This is a genomic window from Pseudoduganella violaceinigra DSM 15887 (assembly GCF_000425385.1).
GTDB classification, from domain to species: domain Bacteria; phylum Pseudomonadota; class Gammaproteobacteria; order Burkholderiales; family Burkholderiaceae_D; genus Rugamonas; species Rugamonas violaceinigra.
The window spans coordinates 137975-162053 of sequence record NZ_AUDI01000004.1 but is presented as its reverse complement, the minus strand read 5'-3'; the positions used below and the strand labels follow the sequence as shown (position 1 = coordinate 162053).

28 protein-coding genes are annotated in these 24079 nt (G+C 63.8%); 15 read left to right on the top strand and 13 right to left on the bottom strand.

Translation table 11 applies throughout. From position 1 onward, the window contains the following. Nucleotides 1–47 precede the first annotated feature (47 nt). From dctP to H597_RS0104500, 10 genes are read left to right on the top strand one after another with little or no spacing between them, the layout of a single operon-like run. Nucleotides 48–1064 carry a TRAP transporter substrate-binding protein DctP gene (dctP, locus tag H597_RS0104545; protein ID WP_028101086.1) on the top strand — a complete coding sequence of 339 codons (1017 nt, stop codon included), beginning with the start codon at nt 48–50 and terminating at the stop codon, nt 1062–1064. Beyond that, nucleotides 1061–1615 (top strand): TRAP transporter small permease, encoded by a 555-nt coding sequence (locus H597_RS0104540; protein ID WP_028101085.1) that lies wholly within the window; start codon nt 1061–1063, stop codon nt 1613–1615. The genes dctP and H597_RS0104540 overlap by 4 nt, the downstream gene beginning before the upstream one ends. Continuing rightward, nucleotides 1612–2964: a TRAP transporter large permease gene (locus H597_RS0104535; RefSeq protein WP_028101084.1), complete on the top strand. Its 1353-nt coding sequence runs from the start codon at nt 1612–1614 to the stop codon at nt 2962–2964. The genes H597_RS0104540 and H597_RS0104535 overlap by 4 nt, the downstream gene beginning before the upstream one ends. Next, a complete protein-coding gene (mdcA, locus tag H597_RS0104530; RefSeq protein WP_028101083.1) occupies nt 2961–4628 on the top strand; it encodes a malonate decarboxylase subunit alpha in 1668 nt (555 codons plus the stop codon). Before H597_RS0104535 ends, mdcA begins: the two co-directional genes overlap by 4 nt. 8 nt (nt 4629–4636) lie before the next feature. Next, the gene (mdcC, locus tag H597_RS0104525) at nt 4637–4951 is read left to right on the top strand and encodes a malonate decarboxylase acyl carrier protein (RefSeq protein WP_028101082.1); all 315 of its coding nucleotides are present in this window, start codon (nt 4637–4639) and stop codon (nt 4949–4951) included. Beyond that, entirely contained in the window at nt 4948–5832 is an 885-nt protein-coding gene (locus H597_RS0104520; RefSeq protein WP_028101081.1) for a biotin-independent malonate decarboxylase subunit beta, read from the top strand. Before mdcC ends, H597_RS0104520 begins: the two co-directional genes overlap by 4 nt. Nucleotides 5833–5834: 2 nt before the next feature. Continuing rightward, a complete protein-coding gene (mdcE, locus tag H597_RS0104515) occupies nt 5835–6551 on the top strand; it encodes a biotin-independent malonate decarboxylase subunit gamma (RefSeq protein ID WP_028101080.1) in 717 nt (238 codons plus the stop codon). Beyond that, nucleotides 6535–7203 carry a malonate decarboxylase holo-[acyl-carrier-protein] synthase gene (gene mdcG, locus H597_RS0104510; RefSeq protein ID WP_035373110.1) on the top strand — a complete coding sequence of 223 codons (669 nt, stop codon included), beginning with the start codon at nt 6535–6537 and terminating at the stop codon, nt 7201–7203. Before mdcE ends, mdcG begins: the two co-directional genes overlap by 17 nt. Beyond that, complete coding sequence (gene mdcB / locus H597_RS0104505) at nt 7200–8102, top strand: triphosphoribosyl-dephospho-CoA synthase MdcB (protein ID WP_028101078.1); 903 nt, start codon at nt 7200–7202, stop codon at nt 8100–8102. The genes mdcG and mdcB overlap by 4 nt, the downstream gene beginning before the upstream one ends. Continuing rightward, nucleotides 8099–8992, top strand: coding sequence for an ACP S-malonyltransferase (locus H597_RS0104500; RefSeq protein ID WP_028101077.1), 894 nt, complete (start codon nt 8099–8101; stop codon nt 8990–8992). The genes mdcB and H597_RS0104500 overlap by 4 nt, the downstream gene beginning before the upstream one ends. On the opposite strand, the gene trxC is transcribed toward H597_RS0104500, so the two are convergent. Beyond that, nucleotides 8989–9423 carry a thioredoxin TrxC gene (gene trxC / locus H597_RS0104495; protein ID WP_035373109.1) on the bottom strand — a complete coding sequence of 145 codons (435 nt, stop codon included), beginning with the start codon at nt 9421–9423 and terminating at the stop codon, nt 8989–8991. The genes H597_RS0104500 and trxC overlap by 4 nt on opposite strands. A gap of 61 nt (nt 9424–9484) precedes the next feature. Between trxC and H597_RS0104490 the strand changes: the two genes are divergently transcribed. Continuing rightward, the gene (locus H597_RS0104490) at nt 9485–10366 is read left to right on the top strand and encodes an alpha/beta fold hydrolase (RefSeq protein ID WP_028101075.1); all 882 of its coding nucleotides are present in this window, start codon (nt 9485–9487) and stop codon (nt 10364–10366) included. Here H597_RS0104490 and H597_RS0104485 read toward each other — a convergent pair. From H597_RS0104485 to H597_RS0104460, 6 genes are read right to left on the bottom strand one after another with little or no spacing between them, the layout of a single operon-like run. After that, the gene (locus H597_RS0104485) at nt 10340–11170 is read right to left on the bottom strand and encodes an ABC transporter substrate-binding protein (protein ID WP_028101074.1); all 831 of its coding nucleotides are present in this window, start codon (nt 11168–11170) and stop codon (nt 10340–10342) included. The two genes, H597_RS0104490 and H597_RS0104485, sit on opposite strands and share 27 nt — an antisense overlap. After that, nucleotides 11171–11824 (bottom strand): energy-coupling factor ABC transporter ATP-binding protein, encoded by a 654-nt coding sequence (locus H597_RS0104480; protein WP_028101073.1) that lies wholly within the window; start codon nt 11822–11824, stop codon nt 11171–11173. Then, nucleotides 11821–12528 (bottom strand): ABC transporter permease, encoded by a 708-nt coding sequence (locus tag H597_RS0104475; RefSeq protein WP_028101072.1) that lies wholly within the window; start codon nt 12526–12528, stop codon nt 11821–11823. The genes H597_RS0104480 and H597_RS0104475 overlap by 4 nt, the downstream gene beginning before the upstream one ends. After that, nucleotides 12528–13421 (bottom strand): formate dehydrogenase accessory sulfurtransferase FdhD, encoded by an 894-nt coding sequence (locus tag H597_RS29715; RefSeq protein WP_083940944.1) that lies wholly within the window; start codon nt 13419–13421, stop codon nt 12528–12530. Before H597_RS29715 ends, H597_RS0104475 begins: the two co-directional genes overlap by 1 nt. Further along, nucleotides 13418–16201: a formate dehydrogenase subunit alpha gene (fdhF, locus tag H597_RS29710; protein WP_035373107.1), complete on the bottom strand. Its 2784-nt coding sequence runs from the start codon at nt 16199–16201 to the stop codon at nt 13418–13420. The genes H597_RS29715 and fdhF overlap by 4 nt, the downstream gene beginning before the upstream one ends. Further along, complete coding sequence (locus tag H597_RS0104460) at nt 16198–17865, bottom strand: NADH-ubiquinone oxidoreductase-F iron-sulfur binding region domain-containing protein (RefSeq protein WP_028101071.1); 1668 nt, start codon at nt 17863–17865, stop codon at nt 16198–16200. The genes fdhF and H597_RS0104460 overlap by 4 nt, the downstream gene beginning before the upstream one ends. Nucleotides 17866–17961: 96 nt before the next feature. On the opposite strand from H597_RS0104460, the gene H597_RS0104455 reads away from it, so the two are divergent. Continuing rightward, nucleotides 17962–18372 (top strand): hypothetical protein, encoded by a 411-nt coding sequence (locus tag H597_RS0104455; RefSeq protein ID WP_154667955.1) that lies wholly within the window; start codon nt 17962–17964, stop codon nt 18370–18372. Here the strand turns inward: H597_RS0104455 and H597_RS29705 are convergent, their stop codons facing one another. Next, nucleotides 18373–19560 (bottom strand): dienelactone hydrolase family protein, encoded by a 1188-nt coding sequence (locus H597_RS29705; RefSeq protein WP_229632086.1) that lies wholly within the window; start codon nt 19558–19560, stop codon nt 18373–18375. A gap of 255 nt (nt 19561–19815) precedes the next feature. Between H597_RS29705 and H597_RS0104445 the strand changes: the two genes are divergently transcribed. From H597_RS0104445 to H597_RS0104435, 3 genes are read left to right on the top strand one after another with little or no spacing between them, the layout of a single operon-like run. Next, nucleotides 19816–20151 (top strand): flagellar basal body protein, encoded by a 336-nt coding sequence (locus H597_RS0104445; RefSeq protein ID WP_028101069.1) that lies wholly within the window; start codon nt 19816–19818, stop codon nt 20149–20151. 54 nt (nt 20152–20205) lie between these two features. Beyond that, nucleotides 20206–20847, top strand: coding sequence for a phosphoribosyltransferase (locus tag H597_RS0104440; RefSeq protein WP_035373106.1), 642 nt, complete (start codon nt 20206–20208; stop codon nt 20845–20847). 54 nt (nt 20848–20901) lie between these two features. Next, nucleotides 20902–21855, top strand: a complete 954-nt coding sequence (locus H597_RS0104435) for a gamma-glutamyl-gamma-aminobutyrate hydrolase family protein (RefSeq protein WP_028101067.1) — start codon at nt 20902–20904, stop codon at nt 21853–21855. Here the strand turns inward: H597_RS0104435 and H597_RS0104430 are convergent. The 5 genes from H597_RS0104430 to H597_RS0104410 all read right to left on the bottom strand — a co-directional run bounded on the left by H597_RS0104430 (nt 21852) and on the right by H597_RS0104410 (nt 23975). After that, nucleotides 21852–22265 carry a PIN domain-containing protein gene (locus H597_RS0104430; protein WP_028101066.1) on the bottom strand — a complete coding sequence of 138 codons (414 nt, stop codon included), beginning with the start codon at nt 22263–22265 and terminating at the stop codon, nt 21852–21854. The two genes, H597_RS0104435 and H597_RS0104430, sit on opposite strands and share 4 nt — an antisense overlap. After that, entirely contained in the window at nt 22252–22413 is a 162-nt protein-coding gene (locus H597_RS34675; protein ID WP_154667954.1) for a hypothetical protein, read from the bottom strand. Before H597_RS34675 ends, H597_RS0104430 begins: the two co-directional genes overlap by 14 nt. A gap of 97 nt (nt 22414–22510) precedes the next feature. Further along, nucleotides 22511–22984 carry a hypothetical protein gene (locus tag H597_RS0104420; RefSeq protein WP_028101065.1) on the bottom strand — a complete coding sequence of 158 codons (474 nt, stop codon included), beginning with the start codon at nt 22982–22984 and terminating at the stop codon, nt 22511–22513. A 13-nt stretch (nt 22985–22997) separates the two neighbouring features. Next, the gene (locus tag H597_RS33800) at nt 22998–23657 is read right to left on the bottom strand and encodes a phytanoyl-CoA dioxygenase family protein (RefSeq protein WP_083940943.1); all 660 of its coding nucleotides are present in this window, start codon (nt 23655–23657) and stop codon (nt 22998–23000) included. Nucleotides 23658–23660: 3 nt separating this feature from the next. Beyond that, nucleotides 23661–23975: a hypothetical protein gene (locus tag H597_RS0104410; protein ID WP_028101063.1), complete on the bottom strand. Its 315-nt coding sequence runs from the start codon at nt 23973–23975 to the stop codon at nt 23661–23663. Nucleotides 23976–24079: the final 104 nt, after the last annotated feature.

The following is a 24079-nucleotide window of genomic DNA, read 5'->3' as shown; positions in this document are numbered from 1 at the left end:
TTGTATACATAAATATCAATGCTGCATACTTACCCTTGGAGGATGACATGACCCAGATGACCCGCAGGTCCGTAGTAGCCGCGCTCGCCACCAGCCCGCTGTGGCTGCAGTCCGCCTGGGGCCAGAGCGGCGCCCTGAAGATTTCCCACCAGTTCCCCGGCGGCACCCTGACCGAGGGCGACTTCCGCGACCGGCTGACCCGCATGTTCGCGGCGGAAGTGGAAAAGCGCACCAAGGGAGCACTGAAGTTCTCCATCTATCCCGGCTCGTCCCTGATGAAGACCAACGCGCAGTTCTCCGCCATGCGCAAGGGCGCCCTGGACCTGTCGCTGGTGCCGCTGTCCTACGCCGGAGGCGAAGTCCCGGAAGTGAACATCGGCCTGATGCCCGGCCTGGTCACCTCCTATGAGCAGGGCTACGGCTGGAAGAACAAGGACATCGGCAAGGCCCTGACCCAGCTGCTATGGGACAAAGGCGTGGTGCTGGTGAGCTGGATCTGGCAGGCCGGCGGCGTCGCTTCGCGCGTGAAGCCGGTGGTCGATCCGGAAGACGCCAAGGGCATGAAGATCCGCGGGGGTTCGCGCGAAATGGACTTGATCCTGAAGGCTGCCGGCGCCGCCGTCGTCTCGCTGCCGTCCAACGAAATCTATGCCGCCATGCAGACCGGCGCCATGGACGCCGCGCTGACCTCCTCCACGTCCCTGATCTCCTTCCGCCTGGAGGAAGTGTCGAAAGCGCTGACCACGGGGCGCGGCAATGCCTACTGGTTCATGTTCGAACCGCTGATGATGGCGCGCTCCACCTACGAACGCCTGCCGAAGGACCAGCAGGCAGCTATCATGGCCGTGGGCGCGGAGCTGGAAGCCTTCGCCAAGTCCGCGGCGCAGGCGGACGATTCGCAGGTCGCGGCGGTCTACCAGAAAGCCGGCGCCAAGGTGGTCGACCTGAACGCCGCCTCGGTCAAGAAGTGGCAGGCGATCGCCCGCACCACCGCCTGGAAGGACTACGGCGAAAAGAACGACAGCTGCGCCAAATTGCTGGCGCTCGCGGAGAAGACGCTGTGAGCCACGGCGTCGAACTCAATCCGCCCAAGGAAGCGGCCTTGCCGCAGACGCCTGGACTGGGGCCGGTCGCGGCACTGCTGGCGAAAGTGAACCAGGGCCTGCTGATCCTGTCCATGGTGGCGATGGTCAGCACAGCCCTGGTCCTGACTTATTCCGTGGTCTCGCGCTACTTCTTCCATGCGCCGACCGACTGGCAGGATGAAGCGTCCATCTTCATGCTGGTGGGCGTCACCTTTTCCTGCTGCGCCTATGTGCAGAGCTTCCGCGGACATATCGGCATCGAGGCGCTCGCCGCCATCCTGCCGCCGAAGGCAAACGCGGTAAGGCTGTTCATTGTCGACCTGCTGTCCTTCATTTTCTGCGCCTTCTTCTCCTGGAAATCCTGGACGCTGTGGCATGAGGCCTGGGTCGACGGCCAGACCACCACGTCCACGTTCGCACCGCCGCTGTGGATACCCTACGCCATGATGGCCGCAGGAATGACCTTGCTGACCTTGCAGATCCTGGTGCAGTTGCTGGCCCGTATCACCGACAAGGGAGCCGCAAAATGAGCGAACTGGCTTTGGGCGCCCTGTACGGCATCGCCACGCTGGTGGTCATGTTCTCCGGTATGCCGATCGCTTACGCGCTTGGCATTGTGGCGACCACCTTCATGTACTTCTTCATGCCCGCCAGCTCGCTCGACACGATCACCCAGAACGTGTACGAGGAAATGGCTTCCATCACCCTGCTGTCGATTCCGCTGTTCATCCTGAAGGGAGCGGCCATCGGCAAGTCGCCGGCCGGGAAGGATTTGTATTCGGCCATCCACACCTGGCTGCACAAGGTGCCGGGCGGGCTGGGTATCGCCAATGTGTTTGCCTGCGCCCTGTTCGCGGCCATGGCCGGCTCGTCGCCGGCAACCTGCTCGGCCATCGGCTCGGCGGGCATTCCGGAAATGCGCAAGCGCGGCTACTCGCCCGGTTTCGCGGCCGGCATTATCGCTGCGGGCGGCACGCTGGGCATCCTGCTGCCGCCGTCCATCACCATGATCCTGTACGCAGTCGCGGCGGAGCAATCGCTGGGCCGCCTGTTCCTGGCAGGGATCGGGCCCGGCGTGCTGCTGGTGCTGCTGTTTGCCGGCTATGCGGTCTATCGCGCTCGTGCCGAATACCGGCTGGCGCTTGCGGCATACCAGAATGGCGGCGTCAAATCGGCCTACCTGGAAGACGAGCATTTCACCTTGCGCGAAAAAGTGGAAATGCTGCCGCGCGTGCTGCCCTTCATCGTGCTGCTGATCGGCGTGATGGTGGCACTGTACGGCGGCTTTGCCACGCCGTCCGAGACCGCGGGCCTTGGCGCCTTGCTGGCCCTGATCCTGATCGCCGTGGTGTACGGAGCGTGGCGGCCCAAAGACATGTCGCCAATCCTGTCGTCCACCATCAGGGAGTCGACCATGCTGCTGCTGATCATCGGCATGTCGCTGCTGTACTCCTACGTCATGAGCTACCTGCACATCAGCCAGGCGGCGGCGAGCTGGGTGGTCGGCATGCACCTGTCCAAATGGGTGCTGCTGGCGACCATCCTGGTGCTGGTGGTGGTGCTCGGCTTCTTCCTGCCGCCGGTGTCGATCATCTTGATGACCGCGCCGATCATCCTGCCGCCGCTGCGCGAGGCGGGCTTCGACCTGGTCTGGTTCGGCATCGTCATGACGGTGGTGATGGAAATGGGGCTGATCCATCCTCCGGTAGGACTGAACATCTTCGTCATTAAGAACATCGCACCGGACATTCCCCTGAAGGATGTCATCTGGGGCGTGATGCCCTTCCTGCTGCTGATGGTGCTTGCGGTGATCCTGCTCTGCGTCTTCCCCGGCATTGCCACCGGCCTGCCAGACGCGATCATGGGGGCCAAGCAATGACGGCCCCTGTCCGCGTGTGGGACCGCCTGCAGCGCAACCGCAACGAGCGCCTGGCACGCGCCCGCGGCGTGTTGGGCGCTGAATTGGCCGGCAAGGCGCTGCCAGCCGGGCGCATCGCCGACTTGCTGCATGCCGTGCTGGAAAACGGCGACCGCGTCTGCATTGAAGGCAACAACCAGAAGCAGGCCGACTTTCTGGCGCAGGCATTGGCGGGACTCGATCCGCAGCGCGTGCACGGCCTGCATATGCTGCAATCGGTGCTGGCCCTGCCCGAACACCTGGACGTGTTCGAGCGCGGCATCGCGTCAAAACTGGACTTCTCCTTCTCCGGCCCGCAGGCAGCGCGCGTGGCGAAGCTGGCCGCAGCGGGCAAGCTGAATATCGGCGCCATCCACACCTATCTGGAGCTGTTCAGCCGCTACTTCATCGACCTGCCGCCGCGTGTTGCCCTGGTTGCGGCGGAAGCGGCGGACCGGCATGGCAACCTGTACACCGGTCCGAATACCGAGGATACGCCGCCGATCGTGGAAGCCACCGCCTTCAAGAACGGCATCGTGATCGTGCAGGTCAACCGCATTGTGGACCAGTTGCCGCGCATCGATGTGCCAGGCGACTGGGTCGATTTCGTGGTGCAGTCGCCGACGCCCTACTATATCGAGCCGCTCTTCACGCGCGACCCGGCCCAGATTTCCGAGATCCAGGTGCTGATGGCGATGATGGCAATCAAAGGCATCTACGCCGAGTACCAGGTGCAGCGACTGAACCATGGCATCGGCTTTGACACCGCCGCCATTGAATTGCTGCTGCCGACGTACGGGGCCTCGCTCGGCCTGCGCGGCAAGATCGCCACCAATTGGGCACTGAATCCCCATCCGGCCCTGATCCCCGCGATCGAGGCGGGCTTTGTCGAATCGGTCCATTCCTTCGGTTCGGAGCTGGGCATGGAAAACTACATCCGCGCCCGCCCCGACGTCTTCGCGGTGGGCCCGGACGGCTCCATGCGCAGCAACCGCGCCTATTGCCAGGCTGCCGGGCATTATGCCTGCGACATGTTCATCGGTTCGACCCTGCAGATCGACCTGACCGGCAATTCGTCGACCGCCACGCTGGGCCGCATTTCCGGCTTCGGCGGAGCACCGAATATGGGTGCCGATGCCCGCGGCCGGCGCCACGCCAGCCCGGCATGGCTTAAGGCCGGGGAACAGGCGCGCAGGGGCAGCGGCGCCATCCCGCGCGGCCAGAAGCTGGTGGTGCAGATGGTGGAAACCTTCCGCGAACATATGCAGCCCGCCTTCGTGGAACGGCTCGATGCGTGGGAACTGGGCGAACAGGCGAAAATGGCGATCCCGCCTGTCATGATCTACGGTGACGACGTGACGCACATCCTGACGGAGGAAGGCATCGCCAACCTGTTGCTGTGCCGCAGCGCCGAGGAGCGCGAGCAGGCCATACGCGGGGTCGCCGGCTACACCCCGGTCGGCTTGCAGCGCGACAGGCGCATGGTGGAAAATCTGCGCGACCGCGGCATCATTACCCGCGCCGAAGACCTGGGCATCGACAAACGGCAAGCCACGCGCGACCTGCTGGCGGCAAAAAACATGAAAGACCTGGTGCGGGCATCGGGCGGACTGTACGATCCGCCCAAACGCTTCCGCAACTGGTAGGAGCCAAGATGGAAACACTCAATTACCGTTTCGAACAAGGCCGGCGCCCGCTGTCGGCGGAGCCGCGCATCGTTGGCGTGGTCAGCTCCGGCAACCTGGAAGTGCTGATCGAAAGCACGCCGCTGGGAGGAGCCTGCGAGGTTGGCATCCAGACTGCCGCGGAGGGCTTCGGCCAGATTTGGCAGGCGGTGATCAGCGACTTCCAGGAGCGCTGGCAGCTGGCCGACACACGCATCGCCATTAACGACATGGGCGCCACGCCCGCCGTGGTCAGCCTGCGCCTGGACCAGGCAGTGCAAGAAATGCTCGGAGGCGCCACATGAGCAGCTACCTGGAAGCCACCGCGCGCGAGCGCCTTGCCCTCTTCGACAGTTTTGAAGAATTCGTCGGCCCGGCACAACGCGTCGTAAGCCCGCATCTCGGCCAACTCAATGCACCGGTGGCCTTCGACGACGGCGTGGTCGTGGGCCGCGCCTCACTGGGCGGCCTGGCCGTCTTCGCGGCCGCGCAGGAAGGCGGCTTCATGGGCGGAGCCGTAGGCGAAGTGCACGGCGCCAAGCTGACCGGCTTGCTGCGCCGCGCGCTGATTGAACGTCCCGCGGCCGTGCTGCTCTTGCTGGAAACGGGCGGAGTGCGGCTGCACGAGGCCAATGCCGGCCTGATCGCCGTATCGGAAGTGATGCGCGCCGTGCTCGATGTGCGCGCGGCCGGCATTCCGGTCGTAGCCCTGATCGGCGGCTCGAACGGAGCCTTCGGCGGCATGGGCATCGTGGCGCGCTGCGCCAATTCCCTGGTGATTTCCGAAGAAGGCCGCCTGGCCATGTCGGGGCCGGAAGTGATCGAGACCGCCAACGGCGTGGAGGAATTCGACTCGCGCGACCGCGCCCTGGTCTGGCGCACCACGGGCGGCAAGCACCGCTACCTGATGGGCGACGTGCAACTCATCGTGGACGACAGTATTCCCGCATTCCGCCAGGCGGCGCAGGAAGCAATCATCCAGGCGCGCGACGAGACCGTCGAACTGACGCTGGCCGGGCTGGAAGCGGAACACGCCATGCTGGAACAGCGTATCGAACGCTTTGGCAGCCTGCGCGACCCGGCCGATATCTGGGCCGCGCTCGGCATCGCAGCAGCGCAGGACATCCCGATGCTGGATGCCGCTTCATTCATCGCGGCAGCCGCGCCGCACCGCCAGGGAGCATGACGATGGACTGGAAAGTATTGGCCGATGCCCTGTTCCCGGGCGGGCACGATATTGCGGAGCATGAGCAATTCCTGAGCGGTAGCGCGCACGTGGACGGGCAGACCGTCTGCGTGATCGGCACCACCGGCCATGCACCGATCGGTGTGGAGATCGCACTGGCGCAAGCGAAGGCCGTACTGGCCACGGTGCGCAGTCATCCCGGCCGCGCCATCGTGCTGCTGGTCGACACCCAGGGACAGCGCCTGCGCCACCGCGACGAAATGCTCGGCATCAACAGCTATATGGCCCACCTGGGAAAGTGCATCGACCTGGCACGCCGCCAGGGCCATCGCATCGTCGGACTGGTGTACGACCAGGCGCTGTCGGGCGGCTTCATCACCAGCGGCTTGATGGCGGATGCCTGTTATGCGCTACCGGATGCCACCATCCGCGTCATGGGCCTGCCGGCCATGGCCCGCATCACCAAGGTGTCCGAGGAAAAGCTGGTGGAACTGGCGCGCAGCAATCCGGTTTTTGCTCCCGGCCCGGAGAATTACGTTCGCATGGGCGGGCTGCAAGCGATCTGGGAAGGCGACCTCGCAGCGCACCTGGCGCACGCAATTGCCAACGCGCCCACTGAGGACCAGCGCAGCGCACTCGGCCTGCTGCGCGGCGGCCGCAAGGCCGCGCAGCCGGTCATCCAGGCAGTCATTGGCGGCGGTAATGTACGCACGGCATGACCTGGCATGGCTGACATCCGCCGGCTGGCTGGACTTGCTGGCGACCGCGCCGACGAATACGCCTGCGCACGCCGCGATCGAGCGCTGGGCGGCTGCCGGCTGGCCCCTGGTTGTGCGCCGGCGCGAGCCGGATCCCGGAGCAGGCCTGGACGATGTTTTTCTCGGCCTTGCCGCCCCGCCCGATACAGGCAGCGGCGCCCGGATGCGCCTTCCACTACGCGTACCGGCAAGGCACATTGAACGCAGGCGCGCCCCGTTGGCGCTGGAGGACGTCGCAAGCGCCTTGCCGGCACGCTGGCAAGCGCCGTTCGCCCGCCTGCAGCAATCCGGCGCCAACCTGGGCTTGCGCGTCTTCGGTTCACTTGCCTTGCAGGTCTTGACCGGCCAGATCTATCTGCGCGCGAGCTCCGACATCGACCTGCTGTTCCGCCCCCGCAGCGCGGCCGAACTGGATGAAGGCACCGCACTCCTCGCCGGCCATCTCGCGGAACTCCCCCTGGATGGCGAGATCGTCTTCCCCAGCGGGCAAGCGGTGGCATGGAAGGAATGGTTTTCAGCACGCGGGCAGTCCGGGCGCGTCCTGGTCAAATCGCACAGCGGCGTAACGCTTCGTGCCTGCACCGAACTACGCGCCGAACTGGAGCCGGCATGAACCTGTCTGCATCCACCGCCCGGAACGCCCGGCCAGTCCCGCGCATCAACCAGCGCCGCCACCCGGCGCAGGGACTCGCCCGCGAAGTCGCCGTGCGCGCCGTACGCAGCCTGTACCAGGAGCTGGCGCTCTACCCAAAGCCCGGACTGGTCTCCTTGATCGACAACGGCAGCCATACCGACATGGATGCGAGGACCTTCATGCGCAGCCTGTTCTCCCTGCGCCATTACTATGCCCGCATCTGCAAGGCCGGTTACGACGGCGCGCCGTTCTCCGACCTGAAAAAGCTTGGCATCGCCGCCGAACAGCGCATGCTGGCCGCCACGCGCGGCATCAACACGCATCGCGGCGCCATTTTCGCACTCGGCCTGTTATGCGCCGCCGCGGGCCGCGTACGAGCGCTGCGCATGACACTGACACCGGCCACCCTGCGCACCGCCCTGCTTCTGCATTGGGGTGAAGAACTCGCCGGACACACCCGCGCCGACGGCGATTCCCACGGCCTGCGCGCCGCCGCCCGCCACGCAGCGAGCGGCGCGCGCGAAGAAGGCACCCTCGGTCTGCCGTCCGTCTTCGAGATTGGTCTGCCCGCAATGCAAGCGGCGCTGGCGCGCGGGGCAACAATACAGCACGCGCGCGTCGATGCCATCTTCGCCCTCATGGCCCATATCAGCGATACCAATACTTACCATCGCGGCGGGGCGGAAGGTGCCGCAACCGTACGCCACGCAGCCAGTCAATTCCTGCGCCAGGGCGCCACGGCCAACCCGCATTGGCATGACCACGCCTTGGCCTGCCACCGGCAATTCGTCGCCCAGCGCCTCTCGCCCGGCGGCGCCGCCGACCTGCTGGCCGCCACCTGTCTGGTGCACAGCCTGTCCACCATGCCGCCGCCATGAAAAGCCGCCTGCTGATCCTCTGCCCAGGCCAGGGCGGCCAACACGCCGCGATGTACGACCTGGCCCGCAGCGACCCGCGCGGCGCCGCCCTGCTCGATCAATTGGCGCCATGGCTGCCCGATTTGTCCATGCCGGAGACTATGTTCAACAACCGCGCCGCCCAACCCGCCGTTGTCGCCAGTAGCCTCGCTATGTGGGAAGCGCTGCGCGGCGAATGCCCGGCGCCAGCGCTGGTGGCAGGCTACAGCGTCGGCGAACTGGCCGCCTACGGCGTGGCCGGGGCCTTCAGTCCGGAGCGCACCGTCGCCCTGGCAGCACAGCGTGCCGCCTTGATGGACGCTTGCGTCGCGCCCGGCAGCCCGCACGCGATGCTGGCCATCAGCGGCCGGCGCATCGCAAGCCTGCGCCAGCAACTGGCCGCGCATGGCTTCCACATCGCAATTGAAACCGGCGAGGACAGCTGCATTGCCGGCGGCCTGGCCGCCATGGCAAACGCCATAGCGATCCCGGGAGCGCGCATTGCACCGCTGCCGGTGACTGTCGCCTCCCACACGCCTTACCTGAAAGCGGCGGCAGCGGCCTTCGCGGCAAGGCTCGCGGAAGAATCCTTCGGCAGCTTGCGCACGCCAGTGCTGGGCGGTATCGACGCCATGACGGTGCGCGGGGCGGAAGCCGCGATCGCCCACCTCGCACGCCAACTGGCCGAACCGATATTGTGGACGGAATGCATGGATGCTTGCGCCGAACAAGGCATCACCGCGGCATTGGAGCTCGGCCCTGGCAGCGCTTTATCGAAGATGTTGTCGGCGCGCCACCCCGGCATTGCCTGCCGTTCGGTGGCCGACTTCCGCTCAGTGGACGGAATTCGCAGCTGGCTGGCGCGCATTTAGCGCAAGTGCTGCTGCACCCACGCAATGATGCTCTTGCTATCCATGGCACCCGGCTGGCGCGCCAGTTCCCGGCCGCCTTTAAACACGGCCAGGGTTGGGATACTGCGGATGGCAAAGCGCGTCGCCAGCTGCTGCTCGGCTTCCGTATTCACCTTCACCACCCGGAAGTAAGGCTCCAGGTGGCGGGTCGCCTCCTCGTAAAACGGCGCCATGGTCCGGCAAGGGCCGCACCACGGCGCCCAGAAATCGACCAGCACAGGAATATCGCTACGCTGGATATGCTTGAGGAAGCGTTCGGTCGACAGGTCAGTAGGATGGCCGGTGAACAAAGGGCGCTTGCAGGTGCCGCAAGTGGCCTCCTCTTCCAGGCGCACCGACGGGACGCGGTTGACAGCGTCGCAATGGGGGCAAACGATATGCAGGTTTTCCATGCGGACAAGTATAACGCAGGCTTATAATCCCGAGGGCACGCTTCGCCAGCCAGGAGACCTCATGGAATACGTGAACACCGACCGCTTGCGCATCGCCTTCCGCCAGCATGGCGACATGCACGGCGAACCGATTTTCCTTCTGCACGGCTGGCCGGACGATATGCACACATGGGACGGCGTGATCCCGGCGCTGTCGGCGGCCGGCTACCGCCTGATTGTGCCCAGCCTGCGCGGTTTCGGCGAAACCCGCTTCCTCGATCCCGCCACCCCGCGCAGCGGCCAACTGGTGGCCATGGCCCAGGATTTGCTGGACTTTGCCACCGCCCTCGGTATCGAACGCTTCAACGTCGTCGGCCATGACTGGGGCGCGCGCGCGGCCTACAACGCCGCCCTCCTGGCGCCCGAGCGCGTGCAGCGGTGCATGGCCCTATCGGTCGGCTGGGGCGCCAATGACACGCGCCAGCAACTGAGCCTGCACCAGGCGCGCAATCACTGGTACCAGTGGTATATGTCCATCGAACGGGGCGCCGACGCGCTGCGCAAGGAACGGCGCGAATTCGCCCTGCTGCTTTGGCGCACATGGTCGCCCTCCTGGCATTTCGGCGAGGGCCTGTTCCACGACACCATGCATGCCTGGGACAATCCGGACTGGGTGGAGGTCTCCCTGCACTCCTACCGCCACCACTGGGGCCTGGCACCGCCCGATCCGTTCTACGCCGTACAGGAAGAGCGCTTGCGGCATAACTCCGTCATCAGCGTGCCCACGCTCACCCTGCATGGCAGCGAGGACGGCGCCAACAGCCCGCAGACTTCCGAGCACAAGGAACACTTGTTCAGCGGGCCATATCACCGCGCGCTGCTTGCCGGTGTCGGCCACTTCCCGCAGCGAGAAAACCCTGGCGCCGTTGCCGACGCCTTACTTGCCTGGCTCCAGCGCGCTTAAATCGGTCTTCGCGCTCGGGAAAAACAACTGTTGGCCGGCGGGACGGAACTGCGCGATCCTGGCCTGCCCTTCCGGCGAGGTGATCCACTCGATCAGCTGGCGCGCGCCCTTATAGTTGATGCCCGGATGCTTTGCCGGATTGGTGGCGATGATGCCGTAAGGGTTGAACATGCGCGCATCGCCCTCCACCATCAGGGCAAGATCGGTCTTGGCATGGTACGCGCCGTAAGTCGCGCGATCGGTCAGCGTATAGCCGCCCATTTCGGAGGCCATGGTCAATACTTCGCCCATCCCAAGACCCGCCGAAACATACTGCGCGCCGGCCGGCTGCGTCCCCAGCTGCTTCCAGTAAGTCTTTTCCATGATGTCCGTGCCCGAGTTATCGCCGCGCGCAATGAATTTCGCCGGACCGCCGGCCAGCTTGCGGAAAGCCGCCAGCACATCCTTTCCGCCCTTGATGCCGGCCGGATCGCCAACCGGGCCAACGACAATGAAATCGTTGTACATCACATCGCGCCGGTCGACGCCCCAGCCTTCCGCCACGAATTTGTCCTCCGCGGAGCGCGCATGCACCAGGGTCACGTCGACGTCGCCGTTTTTCGACAACTCCAGCGCCTTGCCGGTACCGACCGAGATCACATGCACCCTGGTGTTGGTCTGCGCCTCGAAAGCGGGCAGCAGATAGGCCAGCAGCCCGGAATTTTCTGTGCTCGTCGTCGTCGACAAGCGGATGATTTGCTGCGCGTAAGCGGTCCCCGACAGCGCAAAGACCGCGGCAAAAGCAAGCAGGAGCCGCCGTTTCATTCACTTCTCCTCAAGTTGCCCCTCGCGCAGCTTCAGGCGCCGCACATCGGGCAGGTTGATCAAGTCGCGGTCGTGGCAAGCCATGACAACGGTGCTGCCCGCAAGAGTCAGCGAAGGAATCAATGCCAGCACCTGCTCTCTCGCCTCGCCATCCAGGCTGGCGGTCGGCTCGTCCAGCAACAGCAAACGCGGATGCAGCACCTTGGCGCGGGCCAGCGCCACCCGCTGCTTTTCCCCGCCGGACAAGGTCGCGGGCCGGCTGGCATGCAAATGCTCCACGCCAGCCCATCGCATGGCCTCATCGACCAGCCGGGCGGCCTCCTCGCGCGCCATACCGCGCGCCTTCAAGCCATAGCCGATATTAGCCGCAACGCTGGTCGAAAACATCACGGGGTGCTGGTGCACATAGACGATGTCGCGCCGCAGGGCAGCGGCGTAAGGTGCAAGCCGCACCGGCTCCCCCGCGAACCGCACGCCTTCCGCATCGGCCGGCGCCAAGCCGGCCAGCACCCGCAGCAGCGTACTCTTGCCGGCGCCATTCATCCCGGTCAGCACATAAGCGCGCGCCGCCTCCAGCTCGAAGGCCCTCAGATCGAACACCAGATGCCCGCCATAGCGCTTGGTCAGACGATCGATGGACAGCATAGGGTTCATCCCCGCCCCCTTGCCGCATGGGCATCGCCCTGCAGCACCATCATCGCCCCGTTCATAGCCAGGGCGAGAGCGACCAGCACCACGCCAAGGGCGATGCCTTGCGCGAACTCGCCCTTACTGGTTTCCAGCGCGATCGCCGTGGTGATGGTGCGGGTCTCACCGGCGATATTCCCGCCGACCATCATGGCGCAGCCGACCTCGGAAATCACCCGCCCGAAGCCGCTGATGACAGCAGCCATCACACCAAAACGCACCTCGTAAAGCAAGGTCGACATCACCCGCCAGGACGAAGCACCATGTGCGATAGCGGTTTCCGCCAGCCGCGGATCGGCCGCCTGCACCGCCGCCAGCGTAAAGGCCAGCAAGACCGGCAAGGCGATCACCACCTGGCCCACCACAATGCCCGGCTGCGAAAACAGCCACTGCAAACCGCCCATCGGCCCATGGCGCGACAACATCATGTAGAGCACCAGCCCAATCAGCACCGTCGGCAACGACAAAGCCGCCTGCACCAGCCAGATCACGACGCGGCGCCCCCGGAATTCCTTCATCGCAATGGCATAGCCGCCCATCACCGCGAACGGCGCAGCAATCATCAATCCAATCACACTGGTGCTGACGGAAACCCAAACAATCCGCCAAAGCACGGGATCGCCGTTGAACAGCAAGCCAAACGCCCCGCGCACCGCATCGCACAACCCCATCACGCCCCCCCGCCTACAGCCGCGCCCGTGGCAACCTTGGGGTCAGGCTCTTTGCTTGCCACGGGCGCGACCGTAGCGAGTTCAGGTTCAGCGATCAAACGTTCGGGCGAAGAGAGCAGCAGGAAGTGGCGCCCGGAGCAGCGCGCCAGCAAGGTCATGCCGAGGCGGCTGGCGACGCTATGGCCCATTTGCGTGGTGCCCGAGCGCGACAGCAGAAAAGGAATCGACATCTGCGCGCCCTTGATCACCATTTCCGACGTCAGCCGGCCCGTGGTATAGAACACCTTGTCGCCGCCATCCATCCCATCCAGCCACATTTTCCCAGCGATCGAATCAACCGCATTGTGCCGGCCCACGTCTTCAACAAAGTACAGGAGCTCACCAGCCTGCGTGAACAAGGCACAGCCATGCACCGAGCCAGCCTGCTTATAAATCGATTGCAGGCCGCGAATGGTTTCAACGATGCGGTACACGCCAGATTGCTTCAGCCGCGCGCCAGGCGGGAGAACGATCTCGTCCACCTCGTCCATCAAATCGCCAAACACCGATCCCTGGCCGCAGCCGGTAGTAACCACCTTGCGCGCGGTGCGCTCCTCGATATCGGCCACGCCGCCGCGAGTCTTCACGGCAGCCGCAGCAACCGACCAATCGACATGGATGGATTCCACCTCCTCCACCGAGCGCACCAGGCGCTGGTTGCGCAGGTAGCCCAGCACCAGGGCCTCCGGCGCACCGCCCAGCGTCATCAGGGTAACCAGTTCGCGCTTATCCACATACACCGTCAACGGCCGCTCGGCGGGAATGTGAATCTGCGAGCGGCGCCCCTTCTCGTCGATCGCCTCCACCTCCTGCGTCAGCGGCACGCTGGCCTGCGTCATCTCCGGTAGTCTCATGCGCCCGCCGCCTCCGTCGCCTTGCCGCCGCCAAAACTGGACTGGGCTGCGACCGTGCCGCCCAGCGTGACCTTGACCGCACAGTATTTGAATTCAGGGATCTTGCCAAACGGGTCGAGCGCGGGATTGGTCAGCTTGTTGATCGCCGCCTCGTAGTAGCAGAAAGGCACAAACACCGCACCGCGCGGCGAACTTTCATCCGCCCGCGCATACAGCGCGACCTGGCCGCGGCGCGAAGCAATAGTCACCACCTCGCCCGGTTTGCCGCCCATCGCCGCCAGATCAAGCGGATGCACCAGCGCTACCGGATCCGGCTCGATCGCATCCAGCACCGCGGTGCGGCGCGTCATGCTGCCGGTATGCCAATGTTCGAGCTGGCGGCCGGTGATCAGCACCATCGGGTACTCGGCATCCGGACGTTCATCGGCCGGAATGATATCGGCCGGTACAAAGCGCGCCCGGCCCGACTCGCGCGGAAAGATCTCGGTAAAGACCACCGGCGTGCCGGGATCGCCTTCCTCATGGCAGGGATAGGTCACGGCATGCTCGCGCTCCAGGCGCTCCCAGGTGATCCCGGCGATACTGGGCATCACACGCCGCATCTCGGCAAATACGTCGGCCGCGCCACCGTACTGCCAGTCGAGCCCGAGCCGCAGTGCCATCTGCTGGATGATCCACAGATCCTGCCGCGCATCTCCCGGCGGATCAAGGGCCTGGCGCCCGAGCTGCACCAGGCGGTCGGTGTTGGTAAAGCTCCCGGTCTTCTCCGGAAAGGCGCTGGCGGGCAGTACGACATCGGCCAGGTAGGCCGTCTCGGTCAGGAAGATATCCTGCACCACCAGATGCTCCAGCGAAGCCAGGGCTGCGCGCGCGTGGCTGGCGTCCGGATCCGACATGGCCGGATTTTCGCCCATGATGTACATGCCTTTGACCCGGCCCGCCGCCGCTGCATCCATCACTTCCACCACGGTCAGCCCCGGTTTGTCGTCCAGCGCTCCCGGCGCCAGACCCCACGCATTTTCGAAGCGGGCCTGGGCGGCCGGCTCGGTCACGCGCTGGTAGTCCGGATACATCATCGGAATCAGGCCAGCGTCCGATGCGCCCTGCACGTTGTTCTGGCCACGTAATGGATGCAGCCCCGTCCCAGGCCGGCCGATCTGCCCCGTCATCAGCGATAGCGCAATCAGGCAGCGCGCGTTGTCGGTGCCGTGGACGTGTTGCGAAATTCCCATCCCCCACAGAATCATCGACGCGCGGGATGTGGCATACAGCCGCGCCACCTCGCGGATGGTCGCGGCCTCGATGCCGCAAACCGGCGCCATCGCTTCCGGACTGTAATCAGCCACATTGGCTGCCAGTTCGTCGTAGCCGATGGTGCGGCTGGCGATGAAGTCCTTATCCACCAATCCTTCAGCCACAATCACGTTCATCATGGCGTTCAGCAGCGCGACATCGCTGTCAGCCTTGAATTGCAGGAAGCGATGGGCAATCCGCGATAGGTCGGAGCGGCGCGGATCGCAGACCACCAGCTTCGTTCCATTCCGCACGGCGTTCTTGATCCACGTCGCGGCGACCGGATGGTTGACGGCCGGATTGGCGCCGATCAGGATCACCACCTCCGCCTTCATCACGTCCTTGACCGGATTGGAAACGGCTCCCGACCCTATGCCCTCCAGCAGCGCCGCTACCGAAGAGGCATGGCACAGCCGCGTACAGTGATCGACATTATTGCTGCCAAAGCCGGTACGCACCAGCTTCTGGAACAGGTAGGCTTCCTCGTTGCTGCCTTTGGCAGAACCGAATCCGGCCAGCGCCCTTGGGCCATGCGTATCGCGAATGGCCGCCAGCTTTCCACCAGCCAGCGCCAGCGCCTCTTCCCAGCTCGCTTCGCGGAAAACGTCTTGCACCCGCGCGGGATCCATGGCGAAATCGCCCGATTTAGGCGGGGCGTCGGTACGGCGCACCAGCGGTTTGAGCAGACGATGCGGATGATGGGCGTAGTCGAAACCATAGCGGCCCTTCACGCACAGCCTGCCCTGGTTGGCCGGCCCGTCGCGCCCCTCCACGAACAAAATTTTGTTGTCCTTGATGTTGTAGGTCAGCTGGCAGCCAACCCCGCAATAGGGGCAAACCGAATCGACACGCTTGTCCGGCACCGCCAGCGCCGCATCGCGCGCCGGCATCAGCGCACCGGTCGGGCAGGCTTGTACGCATTCACCGCAGGCCACGCAGGTCGACGCCCCCATCGGGTCATCCATGTCGAAGACAATCTTCTCCTGCTCGCCGCGCCAGGCCAGGCCGATCACGTCGTTCATCTGCTCGTCGCGGCAGGCGCGCAGGCAGCGGGTGCACTGGATGCAGGCGTCGAGGTTGACCGCGATTGCGGCATGCGAAAGATCGCGCGCGGGCTGCTGGCGTGCTCCGAAGCGAGGCTTGCCAACGGCCAGCCGCACCGCCCATTGCTCGACTTCGTTGTGCCGCGTGTGGATTTGTTCCGGCATGTCGGCCAGCAGCAGTTCGAGCACCATCTTCTGCGCGGCAAGCGCGCGTGCGCTGGTGCTTTGCACCTTCATTCCATCTGAAGGATAACGGCAGCAGGAAGGCGCCAGCACTCGCTCGCCATCAATCTCCACCATGCACGCCCGGCAGTTGCCAGCGGCGGCCATTCCGTCCATATAGCAAAGATGCGGGATATCGACGCCTTCACGTCGAGCGGCCTGCAGCAGCGTTTCGCCCTCCGCGGCCTGCACTGCGCGGCCATTGAGTTCAAAGGCGATCATCGCGCCACCTCATGCGGGAAGTACTTCAGCACGCACTCCACCGGATTGGGCGCTGCCTGTCCCAAGCCGCAGATCGACGCGTCGCGCATCACTTGCGACAATTCGCCAAGCAGGCCAGCATCCCACACAGGCTGCCCGATCAAAGCCGCCGCCTTGGCCGTGCCGACGCGGCATGGCGTGCACTGCCCGCACGATTCATGTTGAAAGAAGCGCATCATATTGCTGGCAGCGGCGCGCGCGCTATCGCACTGCGACAAAACGATGAGAGCGGCGGAACCGATGAAACATCCGTACGGCTGAAGCGTGTCGAAGTCGAGCGGTATATCGCTCATGCTGGCGGGCAGAATGCCGCCGGACGCGCCGCCCGGCAGGTAGGCATACAGCTGGTGCCCCTCCTGCATGCCGCCGCAGTACTCCTCGATCAGTTCCCGCACCGTGATACCGGCCGGCGCCAGCTTCACGCCGGGCTGCTTAACGCGGCCTGAAACGGAAAACGAACGCAAACCTTGGCGGCCATGCCGCCCATGGCTGTTGAACCAGGCAGCTCCTTTTGCAAGGATTTCAGGCACCCAGTACAGCGTCTCGAAGTTGTGCTCCAGCGTTGGCCTGCCGAACAAGCCCTTTTGCGCGACATAAGGCGGGCGCAAACGCGGCATGCCACGCTTGCCTTCAATCGACTCGATCATCGCCGACTCTTCGCCGCAGATATAGGCGCCGGCACCGCGCCGCAGGTGTATGCGCGGCGCCCGCCCGTCAAGCCGCGCAAGCTCCCGCTCCAGCAGCTTGCGGCAGTCGTGATATTCGTCGCGCAGGTAAACATAGATTTCATCGATCTCCACAGCCCAGGCAGCGATCAACATGCCTTCGATGAACTGCTGCGGATTGCGTTCGAGGTAGAAGCGGTCTTTGAAAGTGCCTGGCTCCCCCTCGTCAATATTGACCGCCATCAGCCGGGGGCCCGGTTCCTTGCGCACGATGCGCCATTTGCGCCCAGCCGGGAAACCTGCCCCGCCCAGCCCGCGCAAGCCGGAACCCTCCAGCTCCGCGATCACCGCGTCCACTGTCCGTTCGCCGGAAAGGCATGCTTCCAACACAGCGAACTTCGTATCGGCCTTCACGGCAGCGGTAGCTGGCGTAATCTGTCCAGCGGCGACCGCAGCCGCCACGCTCTCGCAACTGGCCTGCCCAAGCGCAGCTTGGCCGACCAGCGCCGCTGGCGCCTGGTCGCAGCGTCCAATGCAAGGCGCCGCAAGCACGCGCACCTCACGACCAAGCAGCGCGGGCAGACGTTCCAGAAGATGTGAAGCACCGGCCATCTCGCACGACAAGCCGTTGCACACCCGGACCGTCAGCGCCGGCGGCCGTGGTTCGTCTTCACGAACGATGTCGAAATGGTGGTAGAAGGAGGCAACCTCGAAGACTTCAACTTGCGCCAGCCGCAGCTCAAAAGCCAAGGCCGCCAGGTGCGGCGCCGACAGGCAACCATGCGCATCCTGGATCAGATGCAGATATTCGATCAGCAAATCCCGCCTGCGCGGCGCCTCGCCCAGCAAAGCCCGTACTTGCTGCAGCGCCGCAGCATCGACCTGCCGGCCCTTCGGCCGCTGGCGTTTCCGTTCCCGGCTGGCACCCTGCGCTGCAATTGGAATCATCGGCTGATTCACCTCGCGAAATGGCGGTTACCTCAGGGTATCATGCGTAGCCCTGGGAAGGAATATGTTAATTTCAACATAAGGATGCCACAGCACGGAGGACAGCCCGTGGAAAATCTGCAATCCCTGGCGTCCATGTTAGACCTCTACCAGCTCTGCTTGACGACGATACTCGTCCTCCACGCCCTGAGCCTGGTGCCGCAATGGCAGCGCCATTACTTCAACCCGCGTTTGCTGCGCGTGGCCATGCTCGGAATGATCCTGGGAATCGGACAGGGTACGGTCGTTTTCACCGCAGTTGAATATAGCGCCATCGCGCACGGCGGCGCCATTGCCCTGCTGGGCGCCGCGATTGTGATGCATGGCTGGGTAGCGCTGCAAAACCTGTTGGCCAGCTACGCCTTCGTCCACCTGCACCGGCCCAGCGCCGTCATGGCGTATCTCATGCTTTGGGCCCAGCGCCCGCTGGGCTACCTGAGTGCCGGCCTCACCATCGTGGCCGCCGTGACGCTTACTTGATCAATTGCGGCCAGCGGAGCCGCGCTCGGTCCAGACGATATCGTTATCGACCGAATACAGACGGCACGGCTCCTTGCTCGCCGCTTGGCAGGCCGCCACCGCCTTCTCGTTGGTGTTCTCCCCCTCTTCCGCCCAGCCCCAAGAACCGGTGGACGAAATCGCAAACGCACGCGGCGTTGCTTTCTTCAGGAATTCACGGTACTGCTCACGGCCACGCTGTGGAACAAACGGCACCGCATTCACGTCATCCAGCGCCGCATAATGCGTCGCGCGCTGCGGCGGCGGTTCGGCCACCGCATAGACCTCGCGGGTCGGCATGCCAAGGCCGCTCAGGAAGCGTTCCACTTCCGGCAGCCATACCGTTGCACCGTCGCGATTGCCGAGCAAACCGTGCGCGTCCTTCTTGAAGGCGCCATAGGCGACCAGGTCAGCCTTGCCGCCCGCCGCGGTGAATGCGCCATGCATGCGCGCCACCAGCTCAGGCCCGAAATAGCTGTCGTTGGCGCCGTACATCCACATGCTGGGCAGCTTGTTGCGATGCCCATATTCGCCGAAAGCCTTCACCAGGGCGCCCTGCCAGTCGCACAAGTCGCCATGCACCTTCAGGCCGCCGGCGAAGTTCATGATGCCGCGCACGCCCGGCAATTCCTGGGTGGCGGCCGCCATGCTCGCCAGGCCGCCAAACGACTGGCCGGCCAGCACGATACGGTCGCTGTCGATCCAGGGCTGGGTGCGCGCGAAACGCACAACGTCGGCGATATCGCCAGCCTGCTCGTATCCATTGGCCGTCATATTGCAGCCGTATTCGACGAATTTGCCGGTGGAGTGGGCAAAGCCGGTGCGCATCGGCACCATCACGGCATAGCCGCGCCGGACAAAGGCCGTGGCCAGGTAAATGAAGCGGTCGCGCGCCTGCATTTTGGGATTGCCAGGCGCTTTGCCGTGATTGACGATCAAGAGCGGGAAAGGACCGGGGCCGGACGGACGGAATATCGTCGTCTCCAGCTGCACCGATTGGGCACGGCCAGCCGGCACCATGATGACTTGCTCATTCAGGCGTGCATCGAGCGCTCCCTCACCAGCCTGCGCGAATGGCAGGCTTGCACAGGCCAGCAATACAGCGGCGATGCGGGCGGCGAAGGGTTTGATGATGCTCTCCGGAACGTTGAATGCGTTTGGGCAATACACCAGATTCTTATGCGCACCGCTCGGGAAAGCAATCCCAAAACATTAACCGTAGCAATTAGCCCATGTTTAAGAGCAAGGAATGCAGCGATTCAATACTTCATCGGCAAGATTGGGGCGGGAACTGTAGACATTCCGCGACACTGGGATGCGGTCGGCCCAAGCCGCCCGGATGGCAGTCGAGGCAGCTGTTGCGTGAAGCGCTCATTTTTTAAGCACGCTCAAGCATTGCCATACGGAATCATGTAGACTGGCGCCATGACAATCTCCGCACTCCAGGCCGGCCTCTCCGGCCTCCAAGCCAACCAGCAAGCGCTGGGCGTGGAAGCGCACAATGTGGCCAATTTGGCCACGCAGAACTTCCAGCCGCAGCAGGCGAAGTTCCAGGAAACGCAAGGCGGGACCAGCGTCACCATTTCCACCGCCGCGCGCAACCTGTCGGCAGCCGACACGGCCGGTGCAGCGCCGTCGGGCACCGACCCGGCCAGTTCCATCACCAATTCCCTGGTCTACAAGGCCAACTTCGACCTGTCCGCCAAGGTAGTCCAGGCTGCGGACGAGCGCATCGGTACACTGCTCGATATCAAGGCTTAACGCCGGCCCCGTCCCGCGCTATGCTGTCGTATTGGCAGCGTGGCGGAGGCTTGCATGGACGACATCGATCTCCCCCTTCAGGACCGCAAACAGGCCGCCGAGCTGCTGGCGGAAAGGCTGTCGCATCTGCGCGGCAGCAATCCGCTGATCCTCGCCATTCCCCGCGGCGCGGTGCTGATGGGCCGCATCATTGCCGACCGCCTGGAAGGCGAGCTGGATGTCGTACTGGTGCGGAAAATCCCATCCGCAATCGATCCCGAACTGGCGGTCGGCGCCGTCGACGAACATGGCAATCGCGAGCTGGCGTCCTACTTCAACCGCACCCGCACCAGCATGGAGTGGGTCGAGCTGCAAACCCTTGAGCAGATTGAACTGATGCGCCGCCGGCGGTCCTCCTATGGCGCCAAACGGCCGCCGGCAGCCCCCGAAGGCCGTATCGTGGTCGTGGTCGACGACGGGTTGGCAACCGGCTCCACCATGGCCGCCGCCCTGCGTTCGACGCGAGCCCGCAAACCCAGGCAGCTGATTGCCGCCATCCCGGTCGCGGCCCCCGATTCGCTGGAAGTCATCGCCCCGCTGTGCGACGACATCGTCTACCTGGCGGCGCCCATGAACTTCACGTCGGTCAGCCGCCATTACCGCAGCTTCCCGCAGGTTTCAGAGGAGGACGTCCTGGACCTGCTGACCAGCCAGTAGTGCGACTTTGAAGCGCCGTGTATGCGACACTCGCCCTGAGGAGGCAGCCCGAGCATGACCGACCACGATCCCCGCAAGCACGATCGGCGCGAAAGCGACAAAGGACAACGGCGGCGCGCCGGCGACGCACCGCGCTATCTGGATCCCGGCGAGACTGTATTTACCCTGTGGGGCCGCGTGATCTTGGCGCGCTACAAGCGCTGGGCGGCGGCGGCGACTCGTCACATCATCCAGCGCCCTTTGCACATCGGGGTCTCAGCCCGCATCTACCACCCCGAGCCCGGCGCCACGGGCCTGCGCAGCAAGAACCTGCAATACCTCGAAGAGTCGGTGGCCCAGTGGGTCATGTCGCGCGACGTGCTGGTGTTCATGATCCCGACCGTGAATACCTCCGGCCTGCTGCACCCGTCCAATATCCGCCTGCGCGACTACGCCAAGCACCTCGACGGACTGGTACTGCAAGGCGGCGCCGACGTCTCGCCGCAAAGCTATGCCGAAGCGCCAACCAAGCCGGAGTGGAACGGCGACCGCGCGCGCGATATGTACGAGCTGGAGCTGCTGCATGAATTTGTCGAAGCGGGCAAGCCGGTACTGGGCATCTGCCGCGGTTGCCAGCTGCTCAATGTCGCTTTCGGCGGTACCCTCTACCAGGATATTGCAACCGACGTGCCGGATGCCCATGCCCACGTATCGGACGATTACGACCGCCACCGGCACGAAGTCACATTCCCGCCCGGGTCGTCCCTGCCGGCCATGGTGCGCGGCCCGCAACGGGCACTGGTGAACTCCATTCACCACCAGGCGGTGAAGTCCCTGGGCAAGGACATGCAGGTGGAAGCGCTTTCGTACCCGGACAATATGATCGAAGCGATCCGCTACCAGCGGGCGCCTTTCGTCATGGGCCTGCAATGGCACCCCGAATTCCACCGCGCTGGAGGGGTGGAACTACTGGATTGCACCGGCATCCTCGACAGCTTCCTGCGCGCGGCCCGCGAGACGCGTTTTTAGCGCGCGGCAGCGAAAGGATTGTGAACCCGCAGGCGCCGCTCAAACATCTGCCCAGGTTGAAAGTCTTCGGTCAACAAGAGATCACACCCCGCTTCAAGGGCGGCAGCCACGATTGCAGCATCGTAAATAGGCAAACGATACCGCTCCGCGAGCTGTAAGGCATGGTCGTGCAACGCGAGAGTAAGAGGAGTAACTTGGCAGAGATTACGAATGGAACGAGTGAAATCCGCAATCTCTGGCCACGAAAGCAACATTTTTCGCCGTGCTACCGAAACAAACTCATTAAGCACTTGAACACTTACTGTGCCGCCGAATGAGAGGACGTCTTCGGCAGTTTGCGCTTTGGCAAGCTCACATGACGCGAGGTAGAGCAAAACGTTGGTGTCGATGAAAGGCCTAGCGCCGTTCATTGGCGTCTTCGCGATTGAACTTGAAGTTGGGAGGCAACCGGCCACGATATTTGCGCAGGCGAGCAAACATTTCCGTGACCACCTGTTTTCGTTCGAACTCAACGACTTTCGAATCGTGCTCCTCAACCGCGTCTTTCTGGGATTTCATGAGCCAGCTCCTTACGGTCAAACCCATATGGCTATCTTAGACCGTTCTCGCAGGAGAAGTCTCCCGAGATACTGATGCATTGAGCTCACTCAATACGTCAGCGCTGGCAGGGCTTGCCTTCGTATTCCTTGCCTACGACCCTGTATTCGCTGCCGTTCCAACGCTGGATGGGGAAGCAGAAGCCGGGGCCGCCGATAACGATATCGGGCCAGTTGTCTTTGCCTTTGGTCTTTTGCACCATTAACAGACCAATACCATTCGTCATCAGCTTCCAGCTGCCATCGGCCTGCTGGCTGACCAGGTTAAATCCGACACCCGTATCGCCATAGCAAGCGGTGCCACCCTCGGTGATCACAACTTCAGGACGTCCGTCACCATTGAGGTCCACGACTTGCTCGATCGCCCCTGGCACGTAACTGGAGCCGGAATCCTTGCAAGACTTCCATTGTTTTCCATGCTGCTTGAATCCAGCGGCCTTGAATGCGGCAGCTTCATCTGCGGCAGACAGTTTAATTCCGGCCATTGCGACTTGGCACAAGGCCAAGCCCGTTATTGCGACGACAAGTTTCATACCGCACTCCTCCTTACTCTCGCCATTCTATACCTAGCGGCATGCTAGCTGGACCAAAAAGGAAATGCAGCACCCTGCGCCTGCTGGCGCCAGTCGATTTGGACGAACGATGCAGCAACAACGGCCGCATGACCAAAGCATCGCCAGCCTCCGCAAGGCAAGCCTGTTCGCCGCCCCTCATTTCCGCTGCCTCGCCAGCGCCAATGACGCCTTGGGCGTGCGAACCCGGCACCACGTAGAGGGGACCATCATCGGCTCCGCACTCGTCGAGATGGACGCGAACGGCGACCAACTGCTCCAATACTTCCAAGGGAGGCTGGACGTACCAGCCATCCTCTTTCCGCGACCATCCGCGCAAACCCGGCGCATCACTACGTTCGCGTACCGGTATGCTCAGGTCCTGGTGCACCGGCACCAGCCAATTGATGGTTTCAGACTTCTCGAAGAAAGTGCATTGCACGGCGATGTGACCGGCCGGCAGAATACCAACCAATGCATCGGAACACAGAAGACGGTTGGCAAGGCTGGCGCACCACGGTTGCCCAAGCAAAGTGCGCGATCCGGGGCCGTTGGCCGAAGGAAGCTGCTCAATCAACTGCCGGCATTCGACGGCATCGAGCAAGCCGTCCAGGATTGCGAAGCCTTGCCGCTGGAATGAATCAGCGACTTGCATGAATTATGGTTTGGCGTAATAGACCAACGAACTGCCCAGGGAAAGCGATTCTTCAATATGTGCGTGAAGGTCCTTGAACGGCGCCTGTTCCAGCATTTCAGTCTGCAAAATGCTGAATGCATCCATCGCCACTTCTTCGAACCCGAACTTGCTGCATTCGATAATTGCAGAATCCCACAAGGCCTCCGCCCCCTCCTGCAACAGGAACAGCATGCACTTATGCAGCGCATGCTCCTGCGGATGTGCGTACTCGTAGACCGGCTTCCCTTCAAAAACGCCTTCGAAGGTGTAAATTCCCAGGAAACTGTTATCGCTCATGAGCTATTCGAATTAAAGGACGTGCCTGATTATACAGCGGTCTTATGACCGTCCATTGCCTGGAACAGCGGGCGGAAAACAGGCGATATCAACGCAAGCGCAGG